Genomic DNA, 21,742 nt, shown 5'->3' with positions numbered 1-21,742 from the left:
CAGCTCCGTGAGCGCTGCCTCCGCCGCTCAGCAGTCGCCGCTCTCCTCCCAGGGACCCCATGGGTCTCCGGGCTCCTGGTTCCGTGTCCACCACTTGGCGGTGTAGACGGTGCTGTCATGGACTACGGTCTCCCCACCGGTGAACTTGGTGCTGGCCGCCCAGGCGGGGTAGGTCACGGAGTCGCATTCGGTGGGCGCGCCGATCTCCGACCAGGCGCTCCACGGGGAGGCGCCGGGCTCCTGGTTCTGGGTCCACCACAGGGCCTCGAAGAGGCGGCCGTCATACTCCACGGCCTCCCCGCCGGTATAGACCGCGCTGGGATCCCACTGCTGGTGCTCAGGCTCTTCCGGGTCGGTGGAGCCGTCGGAGAGCGCGATGTCGCTGATCACCGGGTCATGGTCCGAGGAGCGCCAGTAGCCGTTCAAGGGTCCGCCGCTGGTCTCGAGGCTGTCATTGAGCCCGGGGGTGCCGGTGGAGTTGAAGCGGGTGTACTCCAGGGCGATCGGCTCCGGAGAGTTGATCTGCCACTTCACGGTGTTCAGCACCGTGTCAACCGCGCCGGGGGAGGCGAACAGGTGGTCAATGGAGCCGGATTCGCCGCCGAACACATAGGAGGTTCCGGCCTCCTTGCCCAGGTTGGTGTACCCGGCGTTCTCAATGGTCACCGCCGGGTCCTCGGCGGCGTAGGAGTTGAAGTCCCCGGTCAGGTAGAACTTGTCCAGACCGTAGAACTCCTCCAGGGCAAGAGTGAAGGCGACCATGGCCTCAGCCTGCAGAGTGCGGGTGTAGTTGTAGCTGCCTGCGCCGTCCCCCTGGTCCTCGTCACCGGGGTTGACCACATTCCCGTCGTCGCGCTTGGACTTCAGGTGGTTGACGATCACGGCGAACTGGTCGTCCTCGGTCCCCTCCAGCGGCTGGAAGAGTGCGGCGAAGGGCTCCCGGGCGTTCGAGTAGACCTGGTCGATATCGCCGATCTCATCGAAGTAGCTGAGGTCCAGGTGATCGATGCCGTCCTCGAAGAGGATCATGGCGTCGACCACCTCGAGCTGATCGGTGCGGTAGAGGTAGCCGTTGCGGATGACATCTTCGTTCTGGGGGTGCTCACGGCCCTCAGGCAGGGCCACATAGTCCCATACATCGGTGTCCGCTGCGGAGTTCACCGCATCCACCAGCTGCTGGTGCGCCCAATCGCGGTCTTGGCCGAATGCCAAGGAGTTCTCAATCTCTTGCAGGGCGATCAGGTCAGCGTCCATGCCCAGAATCGCCTCCACCACTTTGGCCTCGCCGTATTCGAAGAGCTCCTGGCTCCAGGCGCCGCGGCTGGTGCAGCCGTTGAGGGTGGTCGGGTTGCCGTCGATGTCGGTGTAGGTCATGCTCTCCGAGCAGGTCGGGTCCAGCTCGCCGTAGTGCGGGAAGTAGTTGAGCACGTTGAAGCTGGCCATTCGCAGATCACCCTCACGCTGCGGCAGGCTGACCTGCTCGCGGGTGTTCTCGAAGTCTGCTGGCTCGGCTTCGGGGTTGCCGATCACGGTGGACAGCGGCTCGAACATCCAATGCTCCAGCCGGTGGTCCAGGACCACGGCGTCGGTGAAGTCTACCCCGGCACCCACACGCAGCGGGGAGTCCGGACGGAGGTAGGGCAGCGGCCGGTCAGCTTCGGCCCAGTTGGTCCACCGGGTCTGCCCGCCGTGGCCCAGGGTGATCATCCGCTCCTGGTTGGAGGCAGCCAGCGAGGCGCGCTCCTCAGACTGCGGGTGATGCAGGGAGGTGGGCAGCAGCAACGGATCGGGGCCGTCGGTCAGGGTGACCCAGCCGCCGATCGAATTGGGGTTGCTGTGCATCAGGCCGTAGTTGTCGGTGACCGTCCAGTCGCCCTGGGGCTCGACGACCATGCCCAGCAGGGCCGTGCGTTCCTCGGTGCGGAAGTCGCCTGAGTAGGGGAAGGCCACGACCTCGGCGTAGTGCTGGTCGATGATCTCCTGGTCCTCGACCAGCTCGGTGAAGCCGTCCAGCTGTAGGTGCCCGTTGAACTGGGTCACCTCGCCGGTGATCTCCACGAAGTCACCGGTGCTGAACTGATGGCCTCCGGCGGCCCCGCCCCAGCTGCCGCTGTAGACGAAGATCGCGCAGGAGACCTCGGGAACGCCCTCGAACTCCTCCTCACCACAGGCACCGGGATCCTGGAGGTAGTAGCCGTCGTAGCCGCGGCCTTCAGTGGAACCGCGGAAATAGGAACCGGTGATGACACCGCGTACGACGACGTCCTCGCCGTAGAGGTCCGCATCGGCCGGGTCCAGGCTGGGCTCACCCCGGATCTCAGCCACAGTGACCAGCTCCGGGTCCTCCGGCTCGCCGGGCTCCTCGTCATCGTCGTTCTCGGCTGCGCTGCCGCCGGTGTAGCGGGGGCTGGGGTCACCGGCGGCGAAGTCGGCTGAGTTGACCCCGGTGGAGTCCACCCGGTGCAGGGTCGCCGGCGGGTTCGGGGAGCTGGCGGTCTCCCCCATGCTGATCGCCGCTGAACCCCAGCCCAGGGCGTCCACCACCTCGGGGAGCTCGGTGACATCGCCGGTGACGCTCACCGGCTCCGGGGAGGAGAACAGCACCACCGAGGAGTTGGCGCCGGCGTAGTTGAACACTCCGCCGAGGTCGATGTCGTAGCTGAGCTCCTGCTGGCCGGCGGCGCCGTTGCCGACGGCCAGGTAGTGTCCGCCGGCGGGGATAGAGCCGGTCAGCTGCGGGTTGCCGGAGTAGGGGTTGCCGTTGGCCTGGTAGCCCTGCAGCGACCATTCGGAGAGGTCGACGTCGGTCTCGCAGCTGTTCTCCAGCTCCACGTAGCGCTGGAACGGCGCGGCTCCGCTGCCGCCGCGGGTGTTGACCTCGCTGATCGCCAGGCACTTGGCATCCGGGTGCTGCTCGGAATCCCCTGGATCCTCGTCGTCCTCGTCCTGAACCACTGCGTCACCGCCGGTGTAGCGCGGGGTGTGCTCCCCGGTGGTGAAGTCGGCGGCGTTGTCCCCGGTGTTGCCGGTGCGAAGCAGGGACAGCGCGGTGGTTGGGGCGGAGGCTGGTGAGCCGAGGCCCACGGTGCCGGAGCCCCAGGCCACGGCGTCGGCCACCTCCTCCACTCCGGAGACGTCTCCGGAGACCTCGACGGGCTCGGTGGTGAAGAGCACCACTGAGGCGTTGGCTCCTGCGACGTTGATCGCATTGCCGGCATGGTGGTCGTAGTTCAGCTCGGCCTGGCCGGTGACCCCCGACCCGGTGATGAGATAGCTGCCCTCAGCGGGGATGGATCCGCTCAGCTGCGGTGTGCCGCCGCTGTAGGGGGTGCCGTTGGCCTGATACCCCTGAACCGACCAGCCGGTGATGTCTACATCGTCGTCGCAGCTGTTCTCCAGCTCCACATAGCGCTGGTAGGGGGAGGCGCCGCTGCCGCCGCGGGTGTTGACCTCGGAGATCACCACACAATCGTCAGCCTCGGCCGTCACTGGTGGTGCGGTCTCGGCTGAGGCGGGTGCGAGGGAGGCTGTGAGGAGCGCCCCGATCAGGCTGAGGCCGGCGATAGTCTTCGCCAGGCGGGGTGGGGGCAGGGGCAGGGAGCGCCGGGAGGCATCGGTCTGAGCAGGCATGTGGGAACTCTCTTCGGCCAAAGTGCGACAAGGGTGATCTGTGACTTATCTAACCATTGGTATGTAAACGGCACGCTACGGCGGCCTGAACTTCTGGCGACCGCTCCGGTCAGCGGAGAGAGGCGGGGCGGTGCTCTCCAGCTAAGCTGAAAGCCGCGCTGCTGCGAGAGGTGGTTCAGCATTCCCCGGAGGACTTCGGTGCAGACTATGGCGCCTACCGGTATGACGTGATCTTCTGCATGGACCGCAACGCGAATGAGGTCTTCGGTCAGATTCCTGTGCGTCCTGATATTGACTCCGCATGGGAGGGGCGGGGCGTTGTCTATTACCGCCATCCGGCGCTGTCGAGCCAAAACGCAGGGAGGAGCCGCTTCAGCAAAATCGTCGGTCAACCGGTCTACGCAACGCTGACGATCCGCAATCTGAAGTCAACGCTGAAGCTGCTGGAGCTGCTCGACAAGGCGCAGAGCAGCTGAGCATTGACTTGCTGGTGTTTGAGTGAAAGAACCCCGCCTGAACTAGAAAACTCATAGTCAGGCAGGGACTTGAATGGGCGGAGGCGGGGGGATTTGAACCCCCGATCCCCGATTAAGAGGATCCTTCATTAGCAGTGAAGTCCGTTCGGCCGCTCCGGCACGCCTCCTTCGGGTCGAGAACGACCCTTGCACGTCACAGGCAGTTTTCGCTGTTGACGCGCCTATCCAGGGTAGCGGTCCCAGGCTCTCAGATCAAAGCAGCACACCAGCACGCGCACTGCCGCCAGCCGGTAGTGTGGAGCGGGTGAGCAATGAGCATGAATACGTCATCGCTGTGATCGGTGCGGGGCCGCGGGGGACCTCTTTCATGGAACGCCTGCTCGCTCGGGTGGAGCGCAGCAGCCCGGGTAAGCGCCGCAAGCTGCGGGTGATGGTCTTCGACCCTGCTCCGCACGGACCAGGCCGGGTCTGGGACCCGGAGCAGTCCAGGCTCTACCTCATGAACACCCCTGCCTCCTACCCCACTGCCGCGCCCTCTGCGGGCACTCAGGGGACGCTGCCGGCGTCGTCGTGCTCTGTCAGCTTTCTGGAGTACTGCCGCACCCACGGGCTGAAGGACGAGGACGCGGCCTACCCAGCTCGCAGCGACTACGGGACCTATCTCACCTGGCTCAGCAAAGAGGTGTCAGCGCATCTTCGCGGACGCGGGGTCACCGTGGACCACATCTGCTCCGAAGTCACCGGTCTGCGGCACGAGGGCCACAGGTATTCCGTGACCACTTCCCTTACCAAGAACAGGGCCGATGCGGTCATCCTCGCAGTAGGCCATCTGGAGGCTGAGCTGGCCTCCGGCCCAGCGCATCTGGCCGACCAGGCAGAACAGTTGGGACTGCATTATCAGGGCCCGGCGATTCCCACAGCAGTGGACTACCGGAGCCTCGGAGCGCAGGAGACAGTCCTGGTCCGGGGTATGGGGCTGAACTTCTTCGACCTGATGATCCAGGTCAGCGCCGGCCGGGGCGGTGAATTCCGGGTCAATGAGGATGCTGAGCCCGGGCATCGCTACAGCTACCTCCCGTCCGGGGACGAGCCGCGGCTGATCGCCGGGTCCCGGCGCGGCACGCCCTACCGGTCCAAGACCGTTGCCCCCGGGTTCGTGCCCCAGGGGATCGAGCTGGTGCATCTGAGCGATGAGGCCATCCACAGGCTGGTTCAGCAGCACGCAGGTGGTCAGCTGCCGGGGCTGGACTTCAGCTCCCACCTCTGGCCGCTCGTCGAACAGGACGTCGCCGCCACCTATGCGCAGTTCGGCGGAGAGGATGAGTTCGACATCAGGGCCTTCGCCCGGCCCTTCCAGGGCAGGTACTGGAGCTCACCCGCTAAGTACCAGGAGGCTATGCTCGCTTGGCTGGAGCACGATGCCGCCGCCTCAGCCGCAGGCGCCAGCTCGCCGGAGAAGATGGCGGTCAATGCGCTGCACGCAGCCCGGTTGAAGATCAAGCGCCTGGTCACGGAGAAACTGATCCGCCCGGAATCCGTGCTGCGCGATGTGGAGGGCTGGTTCGAACCCCTGGTGGAGGGGCTGGCCTCAGGCCCGCCGCTGCAGCGGATCGAGGAGTTGGCCGCTCTGGCACGCGCCGGTGTCGTCGAATTCCTGGGCCCCGAGCCGGCCTTCGGGGTCGATGGTGCTCGCGAGGCGTTCATCGCTGACTCCGCCGCAGTGCAGGGCGCCAGGTACCGCGCCGAACATCTCCTTGAGGCCATGATGCCGCCGAACCGGGTGACCCAGGCGCGTTCGCCGCTGCTGCGCGGGCTGCTGGAGGAGGGGCTGGCCGTGCCGGCAACGATCGAGTCAGGCGGTCAGGCGCATGTGCACAAGGGTTTCGAGGTCACAGAGCAGCCGCACCGGCTGGTCACTGCCGATGGATCAGCGGGCCGGATCTACGTGCTGGGTCTGCAGCTGTCCTCGGTGCAGTGGGGAACGGCCATCGCCGCCGAGGCTGGCGGTGATCACCAGGGGACGGCGCGCACGCTGGCCGATGCCGATGCTGCCGCAGCAGAGGTGCTGGCCGCAGCGGGCCTCAGCAGCTGACTCTGCTGCTTCGCGCCTCGAGTCGCTGGTTCATGAAACCGGTGCGGCCAGCACTTTGCCGGGGTTCATGATGCCGGACGGGTCCAATGAGTCCTTGATGGCTCGCATGACCGCCAGCGCGGAGGCGTGCTCCTGAGCCATGGACGCGACTTTGCCGATCCCGACCCCGTGCTCACCGGTGCAGGTCCCGCCGCAGGCCAGGGCGCGGTCCACCAGCCTCTGGCTGAGCTGCGTGGCCTTGGTCCATGCCGCCGGGTCATCCGGGGGCAGCAGGATCGCCAGATGGAAGTTGCCGTCGCCCACGTGGCCGACGATGGGAGCGAGCAGGCCTGTGGCCTCAAGATCTGCCTTGGTGTCCAGGATGCATCGGGGGAGTTGGGAGACCGGCACGCAGACGTCAGTGGCCAGCGGCCGCGAGCCTGGCACCAGGGCGACTGCCGCTGGCAGGGCGTCGTGGCGGGCCTGCCAGATACGGGCTGACTCGGCCGGGTCGGTGGTGGCGGCGTATTCGGCGGCGTCGTAGGCGGCGGCCAGTTCGGCGAACTGTGCGTAGTTGGTCTGGACCTCGGGAGCATTGCCCACGAACTCGATCATCAGGGTCTCGGTCACCGCGGCGGTGTAGCCGTTGTACTTCTGCAGCGCCTCGATGGTGATCTCATCCAGCAGTTCGACCCGGGCCAGCGGCAGTGAGGCACGCAGCGAAGCCAGCACCAGCTGCACAGCGGCCTCCAGTGACGGCAGGGACCAGACTCCTACCTTGGCCGCCTTAGGCAGCGGATGGAGTCTCAGCGTGACCTCGGTGATCACGCCCAGGGTGCCTTCTGAGCCGACGAAGAGATGGGTGAGGTCATACCCAGAGGAGCTTTTCTTGGTGGTGGATCCGGTGGTGATTACCGTGCCGTCGGCCAGCACCACGGTCAGTGCCAGGGTGTTCTCCTTGAGCGTGCCGTAGTGGACTGCGGTGGTGCCGCTTGCTGAGGTCGCAGCCATACCCCCTACGCTGGCATCGACGCCGGGGCCTGCGGCAAAGTGCAGGCCGTGGTTCTTCAGCGCCGCATTCAGTTGAGACTTCATCACGCCTGCTTCAGCGGTGGCGTAGAGATCATCAGCAGCGATGGTGGTGATCTTCGTCATCCTGGAGAGGTCGAGGCAGATGCTGCCCGTGCTGGTGTTGGCGCCGCCTTCGAGTCCGGTTCCCGATCCTCGCGGAACCACCGGTGTCTGGTGCTTGTGGCAGATTCTCAGAGCGGTGGAGACATCGTCGGTGCTGGTGGCCTGTACCAGGCTAAGGGGAGACTCCCACCGGTGGTAGGAGCGGTCATGCGCGTTGCTGCTCAGCAGCTCCGGCTCAGTGATGATCTTCTCGCCCAGTGCGGCGATGAGCTCCTCGAGGACTGGGGCTGAGTGGTCAGTGGTGGCGCTGTGTGGCATGGGGCTGGCCTCGTTCCTCAGAGTCAGGCGCTGGTGGCGGCGCGGCGGATGGTCAGTGTCTGGGTCAGAGTGCCGACGGGGCCGTGCTCATCGTGCAGAACGGTCTGGGTGAGCCCGATGCCGCCGGGCCCGGCAGACTGGGTGGTGTCCAGTCCGACCCATTCGCCCCGAGGCTGACGGACGAGGGAGACTGTGGAGTCCACGTTGGGGAATGCGGCTGTGCGCGGATCCACGGCAAGCGAGAGTCCGTTGGCGACGTCGACGACTCCGATGTAGCGGGCCAGCGGGCTGACCTCCTGGCTGCTGACCAGTTTGGCCTCCGGGCGCAGCCACGCCTGGGCGCGGCCAGGGCCCAAGACCCTGCGGTAGCTTTCGAAGCTTCGGATGAATCCGCCCGGCCAGGTCTCGCCCGGACTCCAGGGGTCCATGGCGTCCCGGGGTGGGAGCTCCGGCAGCGGGGAGATCTCCAGATCAGAAGTGTCAAAGGCTGCCAGCGACCAGGCCCGCAGCACTGCGACCGACCTGTGATTGTGGCTCAGTGTGGCTTCGCTGAGCTCGATGGTGCGTCCGGGGCGCAGCACGCTGGTGGAGATCTCCACCTCGCCGATCGGCACTGTGCCGTAGATGTCAAAGGACAGGCGCGCGAGTTGGAGATTCCCAGGTTCAGGGCGTTGCTCCAGGGAATGGACCAGCAGGCCCAAGGTGGGAGCGATGTGCTGCTCCTGCGGGTTCCACGCTCCGCCGGTGACCTCGGTCGCTTCATACCGGCCCTCGCCGAGGGGGTGAAAGTATGCCTTATCGGGGGTGATGCTGCTCATATCAGCCAACTTATCAGGGGATAAGAACACTTACTTACCGAATGGTCGGTAATTCTGTTACAGTTTCCGTCATGGTGATGCGTATCACAGCATTGCCTGCACAGAGAAGGCACCGAATCACTATCTGTTCTGAAGACAGTATCCGTGGAGGAATAATGAGCCAGCAGGCATACCTCAGCAAAGAGGGCCATGAAATGACCCGCGAAGAGAAGAAGGTTCTCGCGGGGACCCTGGTGGGAACCACTATCGAGTGGTATGACTTTTTCATCTATGCGCAAGCCGCAGGTTTCGTGCTGGCAGTGCTCTACTTTGAGCCTCTGGGGGAGGAGAACCAGGCCCTGGCGCAGCTGGTCGCCTGGGCTTCCATCGGAATCTCGTTCCTCTTCCGCCCGCTGGGTGCCATCCTTGCCGGCTGGCTGGGCGATCGGTTCGGACGCAAGATCGTCCTGGTGATCACTCTGATGGGTATGGGTGGTGCCACGTTCCTCATCGGTGTCCTGCCCACCTTCGCCACCATGGGCATTGCCGCGCCGGTGCTGCTGATCTGTCTGCGTATCATCCAAGGTCTCTCCGCAGGTGGTGAGTGGGGCGGAGCCGCACTGCTGTCCGTGGAGCACGCACCCCGGCATAAGCGCGGACTGTTCGGCATGTACCCGCAGATCGGGGTGCCGCTGGGCATGCTGCTGGCCACAGTCTTCATGTTCGGCCTCAACGCCTTGCTCACCGAGGAACAGTTCCTGGAGTGGGGCTGGCGCATACCGTTCATCTTCTCCTTTGTGCTGATCATCGTGGCGTTCGAAATCCGGCGCAGAGTTGAGGAGTCCCCGGTCTTCACTGAGATGAAGGAGCGGAAGCGCGAGTCCTCAGCACCGCTGAAAGAACTGGTCACCACGCATAAGAAGTACACCTTCCTGGCCGCTCTGATCTTCGCCGCGAACAACGCCGCCGGCTACCTGGTGATCGCGTTCTTCGCCGCCTACGGTGCTGCCGAACTGGGCATGACCCGCACCCAGACTCTGAGCGCATCGCTGATCGGCGGCGTGGGCTGGTTCATCTTCACCATGTTCGGCGGCTGGATCTCCGACCGGATCGGACGGGTGCTGACCTTCCAGATCGGCTACGGCATCATCATCGTCTGGGCGATCCCCATGTGGTTCCTGCTCGACACCGGAGTGGTGTGGATATTCGCCCTGGCCATCGTCATTCTCACCATGGGTCTCGGCCCCTCTTACGGTCCGCAGTCAGCGCTCTACGCAGAGATGTTCCCGGTCTCCATCCGGTTCTCCGGGGTCTCCATCGGCTATGCCTTCGGTTCGATCATCGGCGGCGCATTCGCCCCCTTGATCGCTCAAGCGATCCTCGACGGCACCGGCCAGTCGTGGCTGATCGGGGTCTACATCTCCGGACTGGCTATTATGTCGTTCATCGCCGTCTCCTTGGTGCCGAAGAAGCTGCAGGGCATCAATCTTCACGATGACAGTGATCGTGAGGAGCTCCAGATAACCCCAAAGCTGAAGTCCGACTGATCACGCACTGACTGTGCACTGACCGTGTTTGTGAGGAGAATGATGTTCACTGTGAGGACGCCCAGGACGATCGCGGCGACCGCAGCAGCTGCGGCTCTGCTGCTGACCGCCTGCAACGGAAATGGGGATGACGGAAACGGCGACGGCGAGGACGCCAACGGCGACGCTGGGGAGGCTGCGGAGAGCTATTCCATCGGCATCACCCAGATCGTCTCGCACCCAGCGCTGGACAACGCCCGTGAAGGGTTCAAGGAAGCCTTCGACGACGCCGGCATAGAGGTCGACTGGGATGAGCAGAACGCTCAGAACGAGCAGGAGACGGCGTCTAACATCGCCGGGACCTTCGCCACCGCGGGGCTGGATCTGGTCCATTCCATCGCCACCCCCACCTCCCAGGCCGCAGCCCAGCAGATCACCGATATCCCGATCGTCTTCTCCTCGGTCACTGATCCCGAGGATGCTGGTCTGGTCGGTTCCTGGGATGAGCCGGGCGGTAACGTCACGGGTGCTTCGGACATGAACCCGGTGGCTGAGCAGCTTGAGCTGCTGCTGGAGATCGTCCCGGATGTAGAGACCGTCGGTGTGGTCTACTCCTCGGGAGAGGCCAACTCCGAGGTCCAGGTGGACCTGCTCAACGAGGCCGCGGCTGAGCTGGGCATCGAGGTTCAGGAAGCCACCATCTCCGCTTCGGCCGAGGTGCAGCAGGGTGTTGAGTCCCTCAACGCCGATGCCATCTATGTCCCGACGGACAATGCGGTGGTCTCCGCCCTGGAGTCGGTCATCCAGTACGGGCAGCAGAACGAGGTGCCCGTGCTCGCCGCCGAGGCCGACTCGGTGGTCCGCGGCGCGGTGGCCACCTACGGCATCGACTACCAGCAGCTGGGCTACCAAGCCGGGGAGATGGCCGTCCGCATCCTGGTCGGCGGTGAGGACCCGGCAACGATGCCGGTGGAGACCCAGTCCGAGCTGGAGCTCACCGTCAACCCTGAGGCGGCTGAAGCCATGGGGATCGAGCTGCCCGAAGATGTCCTGGGCCGCGCCGATGTGGTCGTCGGCGAGGACGTGGACCCCGAGGACCCGGCTGAAGCCGGGGAGGATGACGACGACGACGAATGATCACTGCGGTTGAACTGGGCCTGATCTATGCGATCGTGGCACTCGGGGTGTACCTCACGTTCAGGATCCTGAACTTCCCGGACCTGACTGTGGACGGTTCCTTCACCTCGGGTGCCGCGACCGCGGCGATCCTGATCGTCAACGAGGTCAACCCCTTTCTGGCGACCGCTGCGGCCTTCGTCGTCGGCGCTGTCGCAGGTTTAATCACCGGCCTGCTGCATACCAAAGGCAATATCAACGGCCTGCTGGCCGGTATTCTGACGATGATCGGACTCTATTCGATCAATCTGAGGATTATGGGCGGGGCAAACGTTCCGCTTCTGGGCGAAGACACGGTCATCTCCGCGCTGCGCGGTGTGGCTGGCACCGGGTGGAACTCGGTGCTGGTGCTGGTCGCCGTCGCTCTGGTCTTCAAACTGCTGCTTGACTGGTTCCTGCACACTGACTCAGGGCTGGCCCTGCAGGCCACTGGTGACAACGAGCAGATGATCCGTTCCTTCGCCGTCTCCACCGACCGGATGAAGATCATCGGCCTGATGCTCTCCAACGGCCTGGTGGGTCTGGCCGGAGCGGTCGTGGCCCAATTCCAGGGGTTCGCGGACATCGGCATGGGCATCGGGCTGATCCTGGTGGGCCTTGCCTCGGTGATCGTGGGGCAGGCCATCTTCGGCACCCGTGTGGTCATTCAGGCCACCATGGCTGTGGTCCTGGGGGCGGTGATCTACCGGCTGGCCATCCAGTTCGCGCTCAACGCCGGGCTGAACCCCAATGACATGAAGCTGATGTCGGCGCTGCTGGTGATCGCCGCCCTGTTGCTTCCGCAGTGGAAGGGCTTCCGCCGGATCGCCCAGTGGCGTAAGGGCCGGTCGGCTCTGGACGCTGCGGCTGAGGCCACGCTGACATCAGAGGCAAACGTCCCGGGTAAGAAGGTGGGCTGAGCAGTGCTGCGTATCTCTGATGTCTCCAAGACGTTCTTCCCGGGCACCGTCAACGAGCGCCGTGCTCTAGTGGAGGTGAATCTCGGCCTGGCTGCTGGGGATTTCGTGACCGTCATCGGCTCCAACGGTGCGGGGAAGTCCACGGTGCTGAACACCGTGGCCGGGCGTATCGGGCAGGATGAGGGGAAAGTTGAACTTGACGGTCGTGACGTCTCGAAGCTGAAGGAGCACCAGCGGGCGGCGCAGGTGGGGCGGGTCTTTCAGGACCCCATGGCCGGCACCAGTCCCCATCTCACCATTGAGGAGAACCTTTCGCTGGCCGACAAGCGGGGCCGTCCCCGCGGGCTGGCTCTGGGGGTGACCAAGGCCAAGCGTGAGCGTTTCGCTGAGGCGCTGAAGGTCCTGGAACTCGGGCTGGAGGACCGGCTGAAGACCAAGGTCGGACTGCTTTCGGGCGGCCAGCGCCAGGCGCTGAGCCTGCTGATGGCTACGTTCTCGCAGCCGAAGATTCTCCTTCTGGATGAGCACACAGCCGCCTTGGATCCCCAGCGTGCGGAATTGGTCACCCGGCTGACCAAGAAGGTCGTGGAGGAACAGCAGCTGACAACCCTGATGGTGACCCACAATATGGCTCAGGCACTGGAAGTCGGCAACCGGCTGATCATGATGCACGAAGGACGGATCATTCTGGAGGTCCCTGAGGGGGAGAAGTCCAAGCTGGCCCCCGAGGATCTCCTGGCAGAGTTCGCCAAGATCAAAGGTGCAGTCATCGACGATAAGACGATGCTTCAGTAACACCGCGGGTCTTGGACAACAGTGCGGATTGTGGTCTGCGCAGTTGTTCAGGAGCTACACAGTTTCGGCGCGCGGTGAGGTGCTGGGGCCGTCGTCGGGATAGTGAAACGAGTCACGACAATCCATTGCATCACGCTTATAAAAGATATACGATCTCAAATATGATTAACCCCGGAAAGATCATCGCGGTACACATCAGCTATGAGTCCCGCGCGGCTGAGCGCGGCCGGCGGCCCGAGGCGCCGTCGTACTTCTTCAAGCCGGCCAGCTCCGTGGCTGCCTCAGGCGATGTGGTCGAGCGCCCGGCTGGCACCGAGCTGCTGGCCTTCGAAGGGGAGGTCGCCCTGATCATCGGCACTGAGGCTCGGGGAGTTCCGCTGGAACAGGCCTGGGAGCACGTCCACGCGGTCACCGCCTCCAACGACTGGGGGATCTACGACCTCCGCAGCGCGGATAAAGGCTCCAACGTCCGCAACAAAGGGCGCGACGGCTACACCCCGATGGGCCCGGAAACTCTCGATGCGGCCCAGCTGGACCCCGGATCTCTGCGCCTGCGCACCTGGAAGAACGGAGAGCTGGTCCAGGAGGACACCACCGCCGGGATGATCTTCCCCTTCGCCCAGCTGATCGCCGACCTCTCCCAGCACCTGACCCTGCAGCCCGGCGATGTGATCCTCACCGGCACCCCCGCCGGGGCCTCCGTGGCCGAGCCCGGAGACACCATCGAGGTCGAAGTCGACGCCCCGGAGCAGGGCCTGAGCACCGGCCGGCTGGTCTCCACCGTCATGGAGAGCCCTGACACCTTCGACCCGAAGCTGGGCAGCCTGCCCGCAGCAGACGACAAACAGCGTGAAGAGGCCTGGGGCTCCGCGGAGAAAGCGGGGCTCGCTCCCCAGGTCTCAGCACTCACGCCTGAGCTGAAAGCCACACTGCATCAGGTGCCGGTGGCCGGGATCTCCCAGCAGCTGCGCCAGCGCGGGCTCAACAACGTCTCCATCGACGGGGTCCGCCCCACTCGCCCCGGGACCAAACTCGTGGGCACCGCAAAGACCCTGCGGTTCGTGCCCAACCGGGAAGACCTGTTCACCTCTCACGGAGGCGGGTTCAACGCCCAGAAACGCGCCTTCGACGCCGTCAACGAGGACGAGGTCATCGTCATCGAAGCCCGCGGCGAGACCGGCTCCGGCACACTCGGCGACATTCTCGCCCTGCGCGCAGCAGCCCGCAAAGCCGCAGGAGTCGTCACTGACGGCGGCGTGCGCGACTACGCCACTGTCGCAGAGATCGACCTGCCGGTCTTCACCGTCGGTGCCCACCCCGCAGTGCTCGGGCGCAAACACGTGCCCTGGGACACCGACCTGACCATTGCCTGCGGCGGAGCCACGGTCCAGCCCGGTGATGTGATCGTCGGCGACGACGACGGCGTCGTCGTCATCCCCCCGCACCTGGCAGAGGAGGTGGCCGAGGCCGCCCTGGCCAAAGAGAGTGAGGACGCCTGGGTCGCCGAACGGGTCAAAGAGGGTGGAGCCGTGGAGGAGCTGTTCCCCATGAACAAGCAGTGGCGCGCCCGCTACCAGGGCGAGCAGGCAGGACAGTGACTCTGATGCCCACACAGACCACAGAGCGCACCAGCAAATCCCAGCGCACCTACGATTGGATCCGTGAACGTATTCTCAGGCGAGAATTCAACCCCGGCTACCGCCTGGTCCTCAGCAGTATCGCCAGTGAGCTCGAGGTGAGTACGGTTCCGGTGCGAGAGGCCATCCGGCGCCTCGAGGCTGAGGGTCTTGTCGAGTTCGAACGCAATGTCGGCGCACGGGTCGCCATGGTCAATGAGGGCGAGTACGCCGAGACGATGCAGACCCTTGGTTTCTTAGAGGGAGCCGCGACTGTCTTGTCCCTGCCTCATATCACCGGCGAGGACATCGCCCGAGCCCAGGCGATCAACGATCAGATGCGCGCCATGCTCAGCGACTTCGACCCGGTGGTCTTCACCACGCTGAATGAAAAGTTCCACCGCATGATCTTCGGCCGCTGCCCCAACGCCCACCTCTCCGCGCTGGTGGACCGCGGCTGGGAGCGGATGGCCGGGCTGCGCAGCTCCACCTTCAGCTTCGTGCCCGAGAGGGCACCACGCTCCGTGGACGAGCATGACGAGATCCTGCGCCTTATCCGCGACGCAGCAGACCCCACCGAGATCGAGATGACCGTGCGGCATCACAAATGGCGCACCGTCCAGGCTTTCAAGGAGATCCCCAGATGACACCGCACCAGACGACACAGTACGACGCTCCCATCCCGGCCAAGCTGCCCGAACGGATCCAGCACTACATCGACGGCGAGTTCGTCGACTCCGCCGACGGTGAGACCTTCGAAGTGCTCAACCCGGTGACCAACGAGGCCTATATCGAAGTATCCGCCGGCAAGACAGAAGACATCGACCGTGCTGCAGCCACCGCACAGCGCACCTTCGACTCCGGTGTATGGGCCAACGCACTGCCCCGTGAACGCTCCCGGGTGCTGCACAAGATCGCAGACATCGTCGAAGAGCGCGGGGCACGGCTGGCCGAGCTGGAGACCTTCGACACTGGTCTGCCCATCACCCAGGCACGCAGCCAGGGCAAACGAGCCGCTGAGAACTTCCGCTTCTTCGCCGACCTGATCGTCGCCCAGCACGACGACGCCTTCAAAGTCCCCGGCCGCCAGGCCAACTACGTCAACCGCAAGCCCATCGGCGTCGCCGGACTCATCACCCCCTGGAACACCCCCTTCATGCTGGAGAGCTGGAAGCTGGCCCCGGCGCTCGCCACCGGCAACTCGGTGGTGCTCAAGCCCGCCGAGTTCACCCCGCTCTCAGCCGCGCTCTGGGCCGGCATCTTCGAGGAGGCCGGACTCCCCAAAGGTGTGTTCAACCTGGTCAACGGCATCGGCGAGCAGGCCGGCGACGCCCTGGTCAAACACCCGGGAGTCCCGCTGATCTCCTTCACCGGGGAATCCAGCACCGGGCAGCTGATCTTCGCAAACGCCGCCCCGCACCTCAAGGGACTCTCCATGGAGCTGGGCGGCAAGTCCCCGGCCATCGTGTTCGCCGACGCTGACCTGGAAGCTGCCGTGAACGCCACCATCTTCGGGGTCTTCAGCCTCAACGGCGAGCGCTGCACAGCCGGCTCCCGCATCCTGGTGGAACGGACCATCTACGACGAGTTCGTGGAGCGCTACGCCGCCCAGGCCAAACGGGTCAAAGTCGGCTTCCCGCATGAGCCTGCCACTGAGGTGGGCGCCTTGGTGCACCCCGAGCACTTCGAGAAGGTGCTCAGCTATGTGGAGATCGGCAAGACCGAGGGCCGGCTGGTCGCCGGCGGGGGACGCCCCGAAGGCTTCGAGACCGGAAACTTCATCGAACCCACCGTCTTTGCCGATGTACCGCCAACCGCCCGGATCTTCCAGGAGGAGATCTTCGGGCCAGTCGTCGCCATCACCGCCTTCGACACCGAGGAGGAGGCCCTGGCCCTGGCGAACAACACCAAGTACGGGCTGGCCGCCTATGTGTGGACCAATGACCTGAAGCGCTCGCACAACTTCGCCCAGGCGGTCGACGCCGGCATGGTCTGGCTGAACTCCAATAACGTCCGCGACCTGCGCACCCCCTTCGGCGGGGTCAAAGCCTCCGGACTCGGCCATGAGGGCGGCTACCGCTCCATTGACTTCTACACCGACCAGCAGGCGGTGCACATCAACCTCGGCGAGGTCCACAACCCCGTCTTCGGCAAAGCCGACTGAACCCTCCCGACTCTCCCCGCAGAGCAGACAGAGCAAGGACGCCTGACATGACAGAGAAACGCATCCCCACCCCCAGCGTGCCGGCACCGGACATTCTCCGCTGTGCCTATATGGAGCTGGTGGTCACCGACCTGGCCCGCTCCCGGGACTTCTATGTGGACGTGCTCAATCTGGTGGTCACCGCTGAGGACGACGACTCCATCTACCTGCGCTCCATGGAGGAGTTCATCCACCACAACCTGGTGCTTCGCCAAGGCGAGCAGCCCGCTGTCGCCGCCTTCAGCTACCGGGTGCGCAGCCCGCAGGAACTGGACAAAGCCGAGGCCTTCTACACTGAGCTGGGCTGCGAAGTCCGCCGCAGCAAGGAAGGCTTCGTCAGAGGTATCGGCGAATCTGTGCGCGTCCAGGACCCGCTGGGCTTCCCCCTGGAGTTCTTCTACGAGGTCGACCACGTCGAACGCCTGGCCTGGCGTTACGACCTCTACAGCCCCGGTGCTCTGGTGCGCCTGGATCACTTCAACCAGGTCTTCCCCGATGTGCCCAAGGCGGTGGCCCATATGGAGGACCTCGGCTTCCGGGTCACCGAAGACATCCAGGATGATCAAGGCACCACCTACGCCGCCTGGATGCGCCGCAAACCCACCGTGCATGACACCGCGATGACCGGCGGAGCTGGTCCCCGGATGCATCACGTGGCCTTCGCCACCCACGAGAAGCACAACATCCTGGCCATCTGCGACAAGCTTGGCGCCCTTCGGCTCTCCGACAGGATTGAACGCGGCCCCGGACGCCACGGAGTCTCCAACGCCTTCTACCTCTACCTGCGCGACCCCGACGGCCACCGGGTGGAGATCTACACCCAGGACTACTACACCGGAGACCCCGACAACCCGGTGGTGACCTGGGATGTGCACGACAACCAGCGCCGTGACTGGTGGGGCAACCCGGTTGTGCCCTCCTGGTACACCGAAGCCTCCACTGTGCTGGACCTCGAGGGCAACCCTGTGCCCACCACCGACCGCACTGACAGTTCGGAGATGGACGTCACCATCGGCGCCGACGGGTTTTCCTACACCCGCAAGGGCGACGACGATTCCATGCCCGAGTGGAAACAGGGCGAGTACAAGCTTGGCAATCAGCTGTAAGGACCCATCATGCTCTCCCAAGACACTATTACCGGCATCGCAGATGAACTGGCTGAGGCGGAGAAGACCCGTTCCACCGTCCCGCTGCTGACCGCCCGCCACCCGGAGATGACCATTGAGGACTCCTACGCGGTGCAGAACGAATGGCGCCGTCGCGGCATTGGGGCCGGACGAAGGCCAGTGGGCCGTAAGATCGGGCTGACCTCCAAGGTCATGCAGGCTGCCACCGGCATCACCGAACCCGACTATGGGGCCATCTTCGCCGATATGGTCTACGAGAACGGAGCGGCTCTGGAGCACAGCCGGTTCTCCAATGTGCGCATCGAGGTGGAGTTGGCCTTCGTCCTGGGCAAGGACCTCACCGGCCCAGACGTCACCGTTTTCGACGTGATGGCCGCCACCGATTACGTGATCCCAGCCCTGGAGATCCTCTCCTCGCGGATCGAAATGGCCGGCCGCACCATTGTAGACACCATCAGCGACAACGCCGCGATGGGTGCGATGGTCTACGGGGGCAACCCGGTCAAACCCCATGAGATCGACTTGCGCTGGGTCTCCGCACTGCTCTACCGCAACGAGACCATCGAAGAGTCCGGAGTCGCCGCCGCAGTGCTCAATCACCCGGCCAACGGGGTGGTCTGGCTGGCCAATAAGCTCAGCCAGCACGGCGATGCCCTCTCTGCCGGAGAGATCATCCTGGCCGGCTCTTTCACCCGCCCCATGTGGGTGGAGCCGGGCGACACTGTACTGTGCGACTACGGACAGATGGGAACGGTCACATGCCGCTTCGACTAGAGCCCAGCTTCGGACAACGGCTTGCCGAGGCAGAGCGCACGCTCTACGGCGGGTGGATCTGCTCCGGATCACCGGTGGCCGCTGAGATCATGGCAGGGGCGGGGCTGGACTGGTTGCTCATCGATATGGAGCATGCCCCCAACGGACTGGAATCTGTACTAGCCCAACTGCACGCGGTCTCCGGCTATCCCTCCGCCCCGGTGGTGCGGGTCCCGGCCGGGGAGACGGTGATCATCAAGCAGGTGCTGGACCTCGGTGCCCAGAACATCCTGGTGCCGATGGTCTCCACCGCTGACCAGGCCCGTGAGATCGTCGCGATGACCCAGTACCCTCCGGCCGGCATCCGCGGCGTCGGCAGCGCACTGGCCCGCTCGGGGCGCTGGAATCGCGTGGAGGGTTATCTGCAGAACGGTGCTGATCACGTCTCGGTCTTCGTACAGATCGAAACCGCAGAAGGCATCGTCAACGCTGCGGAGATCGCCGCAGTCGAAGGGATCGACGGCGTCTTCCTGGGCCCCAGCGACCTGGCAGCCTCCATGGGGCTGATCGGCCAGCAGACCCACCCTGACGTCGTCGCGTCCGTCACAACCGCCTTCACAGCCATTACCGAGTCTGGTAAGCCCGCAGGTGTCAACGCCTTCGACCCCACCGCAGCCAGAGACTACGTCGATGCTGGGGCATCATGGGTGCTGGTGGGCGCTGACGTCGCGCTGCTGGCCCGCGGTTCAGAGAAGCTTGCCGCGGATTTCATCGGCACGGACAGCACCCCTGTGAACACCCACGGCAAGGAGCGATGATGCACTTCCACCACCACGGCTATGTCACTGCTGACCCGCGCATCCAATCCCCGGCCGGCATCGGGCTGAACAGGCCTGAGGAACTGCCCGATCAGATGGATGTGCTCATTGTCGGCACCGGTCCTGCGGGGATGATCGCTGCCGCACAGCTGGCTCAGTACCCGCAGGTGCATACCCGCATCATCGAGCAGCGCTCCGGACGTCTGGAGGTCGGCCAGGCCGATGGCATCCAAGCGCGCAGTGTCGAGACCTTCCAGGCCTTCGGGTTCGCCGATGAAATCAGCAATGAGGCCTATCACATCACCGAGATGGCCTTCTGGAAGCCGGACCCGCAGAACCCGGATAACATTATGCGTACCTCCCGGCCCCTGGACGATGAGCACGGGATCAGCGAGTTCCCGCACCTGATCGTCAACCAGGCTCGTGTCCTTGATTACTTCGCTGAGTCGATGGAGCGCTCCCCCTCACGGCTGCGGCCCGACTACGGCGTCGAGTTTCTCGACCTCAAGGTCACCGACCACGCTGAATACCCGGTGGAGGTCACCGTCCGTCACCTCACCGGTGAGCGTGAGGGTCAGCAACGGACAGTGCGGGCCAAGTACGTGCTCGGCGCTGATGGGGCACGCAGCCGGGTCCGCCGCAGCATCGGCCGCAGCCTCAAAGGAGACACCGCAAAGCACGCCTGGGGCGTGATGGACGTCCTGGCGGAGACTGATTTCCCCGATATCCGCCTCAAATGCGCCATCCAGTCCCGCTCCGGCGGCAACATCCTCCTCATTCCGCGCGAAGGTGGCCATCTGTTCAGAATGTATGTGGATCTGGGCGAAGTCGCCGACGGCGACGCCGGCCAGGTCCGGCAGACCAGCCTGGAACAGATCACCGCCAAGGCCAACGCGATCCTGACCCCCTACACCCTGGAGGTCAGGCATGTGGCCTGGCACAGCGTCTACGAGGTCGGCCACCGCGTCACCGACAAATTCGACGAGGTCCCGGAGGAGCTGACCGGCCGCCGCCCGCCGCGGGTGTTCATCGCCGGCGACGCCTGCCACACCCACAGCGCCAAGGCCGGGCAAGGAATGAATGTCTCTATGCAGGATGGGTTCAATCTCGCCTGGAAGCTGGGTCAGGTGGTCACCGGTCGCAGTCCCGAATCTCTGCTGGACACCTACTCGGAAGAGCGCCAGGTGGTCGCACAGAACCTCATCGACTTCGACAAGGAGTGGTCTACGCTGATGGCCAAGAAGCCCGAGGAGATGGAAGACCCCTCGGTGCTGGAGGACTTCTACGTCAAGACCTTTGAGTTCCCCGCAGGGTTCATGACCGAGTACCAGCCCTCGATGATCACCGGCACCGGCGCACACCAGGAGCTGGCGGAGGGCTTCACCGTCGGCAAGCGCTTCAAATCTGCTCGGGTCTCCCGGGTCTGCGACGGAAACCCGCTGCATCTGGGACATCTGGCCACCGCCGATGGTCGGTGGCGGATCTACGCCTTCGCCGATCAGCCCGCTGCCGGGGAGGAGTCCCAGCTCAGCCGCTGGGCCGAATGGTTCAAGACCTCACCAGACTCGCCGTTGGTGCGGTTCACCCCTGCCGACGGCGACGACGACGCGGTCTTCGACACCAAGGTGATTTACCAGCAGCGGCACCCGGAAGTCGACATCAATGCTGTCCCTGATGCGTTCACACCGAAGGTGGGGCCGTTCCGGCTGACCTACTACAACGACGTCTTCGGCATTCACCCGCACCAGGACATCTTTGACCAGCGCAGTATCAGCCGTTGGGGTGCCGTCGTCGTTGTCCGTCCCGACCAGTATGTGGCCCAGGTGCTGCCGCTGACCGCCACCGAGGAACTGGCCGAGTTCTTCTCCGGCATCTTCCTGCCCATCAGAAACTGAACGCATAGGAGCCAGCAGCCTTCACAAAGAGTTCTTGCTCGATCTCCGCGGTATCGGATGGGACGGAGATCTCGACGCGCTGCGTGCGGAGGACGATCCGTGGGCGGAGGAATGATCCTCGTGGACACCTCGGTGTGGGTAGAGTATCTCCGCGACACCAGTGATGCGTCTGTGGAGCGGCTGACTCGCCTGATCGAAGGCGAGGCCGAGCTAGCAGTGACGGAGCCGATCATGATGGAGCTGCTTGCAGGAGCCAGCACTGCGAGGTTGGAACGCGATATCAGCACGCTTGTCGACGGGCTGACAATGCTCGCTGTTGATTCTCGGCTTGACTACCGTGCCTCAGCGAAATTGTTCGTGGCATCCAGGCGGAACGGCCATCCGATGCGCAGTCTCGTTGACTGCCTCATCGCAGCGGTGGCCCTGAGGCGCGGTGTGCCGTTGCTTCACAGGAATCGTGATTTCGGCTATCTCGCTGAAATCAGCCCGCTCCAGATCCAGTGAGCCA

At 64.6% G+C, this 21,742-nt stretch carries 17 protein-coding genes and 1 tRNA gene; 14 read left to right on the top strand and 4 right to left on the bottom strand.

What is annotated here, in order from left to right:
- Positions 1–27: 27 nt before the first annotated feature.
- Entirely contained in the window at positions 28–3,630 is a 3,603-nt protein-coding gene (locus DVO78_RS05415) for an ExeM/NucH family extracellular endonuclease (RefSeq protein ID WP_120003792.1), read from the bottom strand.
- Positions 3,631–3,800: 170 nt separating this feature from the next.
- Between DVO78_RS05415 and DVO78_RS05410 the strand changes: the two genes are divergently transcribed.
- On the top strand, positions 3,801–4,106 hold the full coding sequence (locus DVO78_RS05410) for a hypothetical protein (RefSeq protein ID WP_120003791.1): 306 nt from the start codon (positions 3,801–3,803) through the stop codon (positions 4,104–4,106).
- 78 nt (positions 4,107–4,184) lie between these two features.
- On the opposite strand, the gene DVO78_RS05405 is transcribed toward DVO78_RS05410, so the two are convergent.
- Positions 4,185–4,273: transfer RNA gene (locus DVO78_RS05405), tRNA-Ser, on the bottom strand.
- 137 nt (positions 4,274–4,410) lie between these two features.
- Between DVO78_RS05405 and DVO78_RS05400 the strand changes: the two genes are divergently transcribed.
- On the top strand, positions 4,411–6,198 hold the full coding sequence (locus DVO78_RS05400) for an FAD/NAD(P)-binding protein (RefSeq protein ID WP_120003790.1): 1,788 nt from the start codon (positions 4,411–4,413) through the stop codon (positions 6,196–6,198).
- 30 nt (positions 6,199–6,228) lie between these two features.
- On the opposite strand, the gene DVO78_RS05395 is transcribed toward DVO78_RS05400, so the two are convergent.
- Both DVO78_RS05395 and DVO78_RS05390 read right to left on the bottom strand, forming a co-directional pair.
- Positions 6,229–7,629 (bottom strand): FAD-binding oxidoreductase, encoded by a 1,401-nt coding sequence (locus DVO78_RS05395; protein ID WP_120003789.1) that lies wholly within the window; start codon positions 7,627–7,629, stop codon positions 6,229–6,231.
- A 23-nt stretch (positions 7,630–7,652) separates the two neighbouring features.
- Positions 7,653–8,447 (bottom strand): thioesterase family protein, encoded by a 795-nt coding sequence (locus tag DVO78_RS05390; protein WP_120003788.1) that lies wholly within the window; start codon positions 8,445–8,447, stop codon positions 7,653–7,655.
- A gap of 155 nt (positions 8,448–8,602) precedes the next feature.
- On the opposite strand from DVO78_RS05390, the gene DVO78_RS05385 reads away from it, so the two are divergent.
- The 12 genes from DVO78_RS05385 to vapC all read left to right on the top strand — a co-directional run bounded on the left by DVO78_RS05385 (position 8,603) and on the right by vapC (position 21,738).
- Positions 8,603–9,973 (top strand): MFS transporter, encoded by a 1,371-nt coding sequence (locus DVO78_RS05385; protein WP_120003787.1) that lies wholly within the window; start codon positions 8,603–8,605, stop codon positions 9,971–9,973.
- A gap of 39 nt (positions 9,974–10,012) precedes the next feature.
- Positions 10,013–11,089 (top strand): ABC transporter substrate-binding protein, encoded by a 1,077-nt coding sequence (locus tag DVO78_RS05380; protein ID WP_420799055.1) that lies wholly within the window; start codon positions 10,013–10,015, stop codon positions 11,087–11,089.
- Positions 11,086–12,027, top strand: coding sequence for an ABC transporter permease (locus tag DVO78_RS05375; protein ID WP_120003785.1), 942 nt, complete (start codon positions 11,086–11,088; stop codon positions 12,025–12,027). The genes DVO78_RS05380 and DVO78_RS05375 overlap by 4 nt, the downstream gene beginning before the upstream one ends.
- A 3-nt stretch (positions 12,028–12,030) precedes the next feature.
- Positions 12,031–12,822, top strand: a complete 792-nt coding sequence (locus DVO78_RS05370) for an ABC transporter ATP-binding protein (RefSeq protein WP_120003784.1) — start codon at positions 12,031–12,033, stop codon at positions 12,820–12,822.
- A 161-nt stretch (positions 12,823–12,983) separates the two neighbouring features.
- On the top strand, positions 12,984–14,420 hold the full coding sequence (locus tag DVO78_RS05365; RefSeq protein ID WP_120003783.1) for a fumarylacetoacetate hydrolase family protein: 1,437 nt from the start codon (positions 12,984–12,986) through the stop codon (positions 14,418–14,420).
- Positions 14,421–14,425: 5 nt separating this feature from the next.
- Positions 14,426–15,085: a GntR family transcriptional regulator gene (locus tag DVO78_RS05360; protein ID WP_120003993.1), complete on the top strand. Its 660-nt coding sequence runs from the start codon at positions 14,426–14,428 to the stop codon at positions 15,083–15,085.
- Positions 15,082–16,602 (top strand): 5-carboxymethyl-2-hydroxymuconate semialdehyde dehydrogenase, encoded by a 1,521-nt coding sequence (gene hpaE, locus DVO78_RS05355; RefSeq protein WP_120003782.1) that lies wholly within the window; start codon positions 15,082–15,084, stop codon positions 16,600–16,602. The genes DVO78_RS05360 and hpaE overlap by 4 nt, the downstream gene beginning before the upstream one ends.
- Positions 16,603–16,649: 47 nt before the next feature.
- Positions 16,650–17,747 carry a 3,4-dihydroxyphenylacetate 2,3-dioxygenase gene (gene hpaD, locus DVO78_RS05350; RefSeq protein ID WP_120003781.1) on the top strand — a complete coding sequence of 366 codons (1,098 nt, stop codon included), beginning with the start codon at positions 16,650–16,652 and terminating at the stop codon, positions 17,745–17,747.
- A gap of 9 nt (positions 17,748–17,756) precedes the next feature.
- Complete coding sequence (gene hpaH / locus DVO78_RS05345) at positions 17,757–18,542, top strand: 2-oxo-hept-4-ene-1,7-dioate hydratase (RefSeq protein WP_120003780.1); 786 nt, start codon at positions 17,757–17,759, stop codon at positions 18,540–18,542.
- On the top strand, positions 18,527–19,339 hold the full coding sequence (locus tag DVO78_RS05340; RefSeq protein ID WP_120003779.1) for an HpcH/HpaI aldolase family protein: 813 nt from the start codon (positions 18,527–18,529) through the stop codon (positions 19,337–19,339). The genes hpaH and DVO78_RS05340 overlap by 16 nt, the downstream gene beginning before the upstream one ends.
- A complete protein-coding gene (locus DVO78_RS05335; protein WP_120003778.1) occupies positions 19,339–21,234 on the top strand; it encodes an FAD-binding monooxygenase in 1,896 nt (631 codons plus the stop codon). The genes DVO78_RS05340 and DVO78_RS05335 overlap by 1 nt, the downstream gene beginning before the upstream one ends.
- A gap of 120 nt (positions 21,235–21,354) precedes the next feature.
- The gene (gene vapC, locus DVO78_RS05330) at positions 21,355–21,738 is read left to right on the top strand and encodes a type II toxin-antitoxin system VapC family toxin (RefSeq protein WP_157983881.1); all 384 of its coding nucleotides are present in this window, start codon (positions 21,355–21,357) and stop codon (positions 21,736–21,738) included.
- The last annotated feature ends 4 nt before the right edge of the window (positions 21,739–21,742 follow it).

The organism is Nesterenkonia muleiensis (assembly GCF_003600155.1).
GTDB classification, from domain to species: Bacteria; Actinomycetota; Actinomycetes; order Actinomycetales; family Micrococcaceae; genus Nesterenkonia; species Nesterenkonia muleiensis.
The sequence above is the reverse complement of the archived record's forward strand: the minus strand, read 5'-3'. Positions and strand labels throughout refer to the sequence as shown.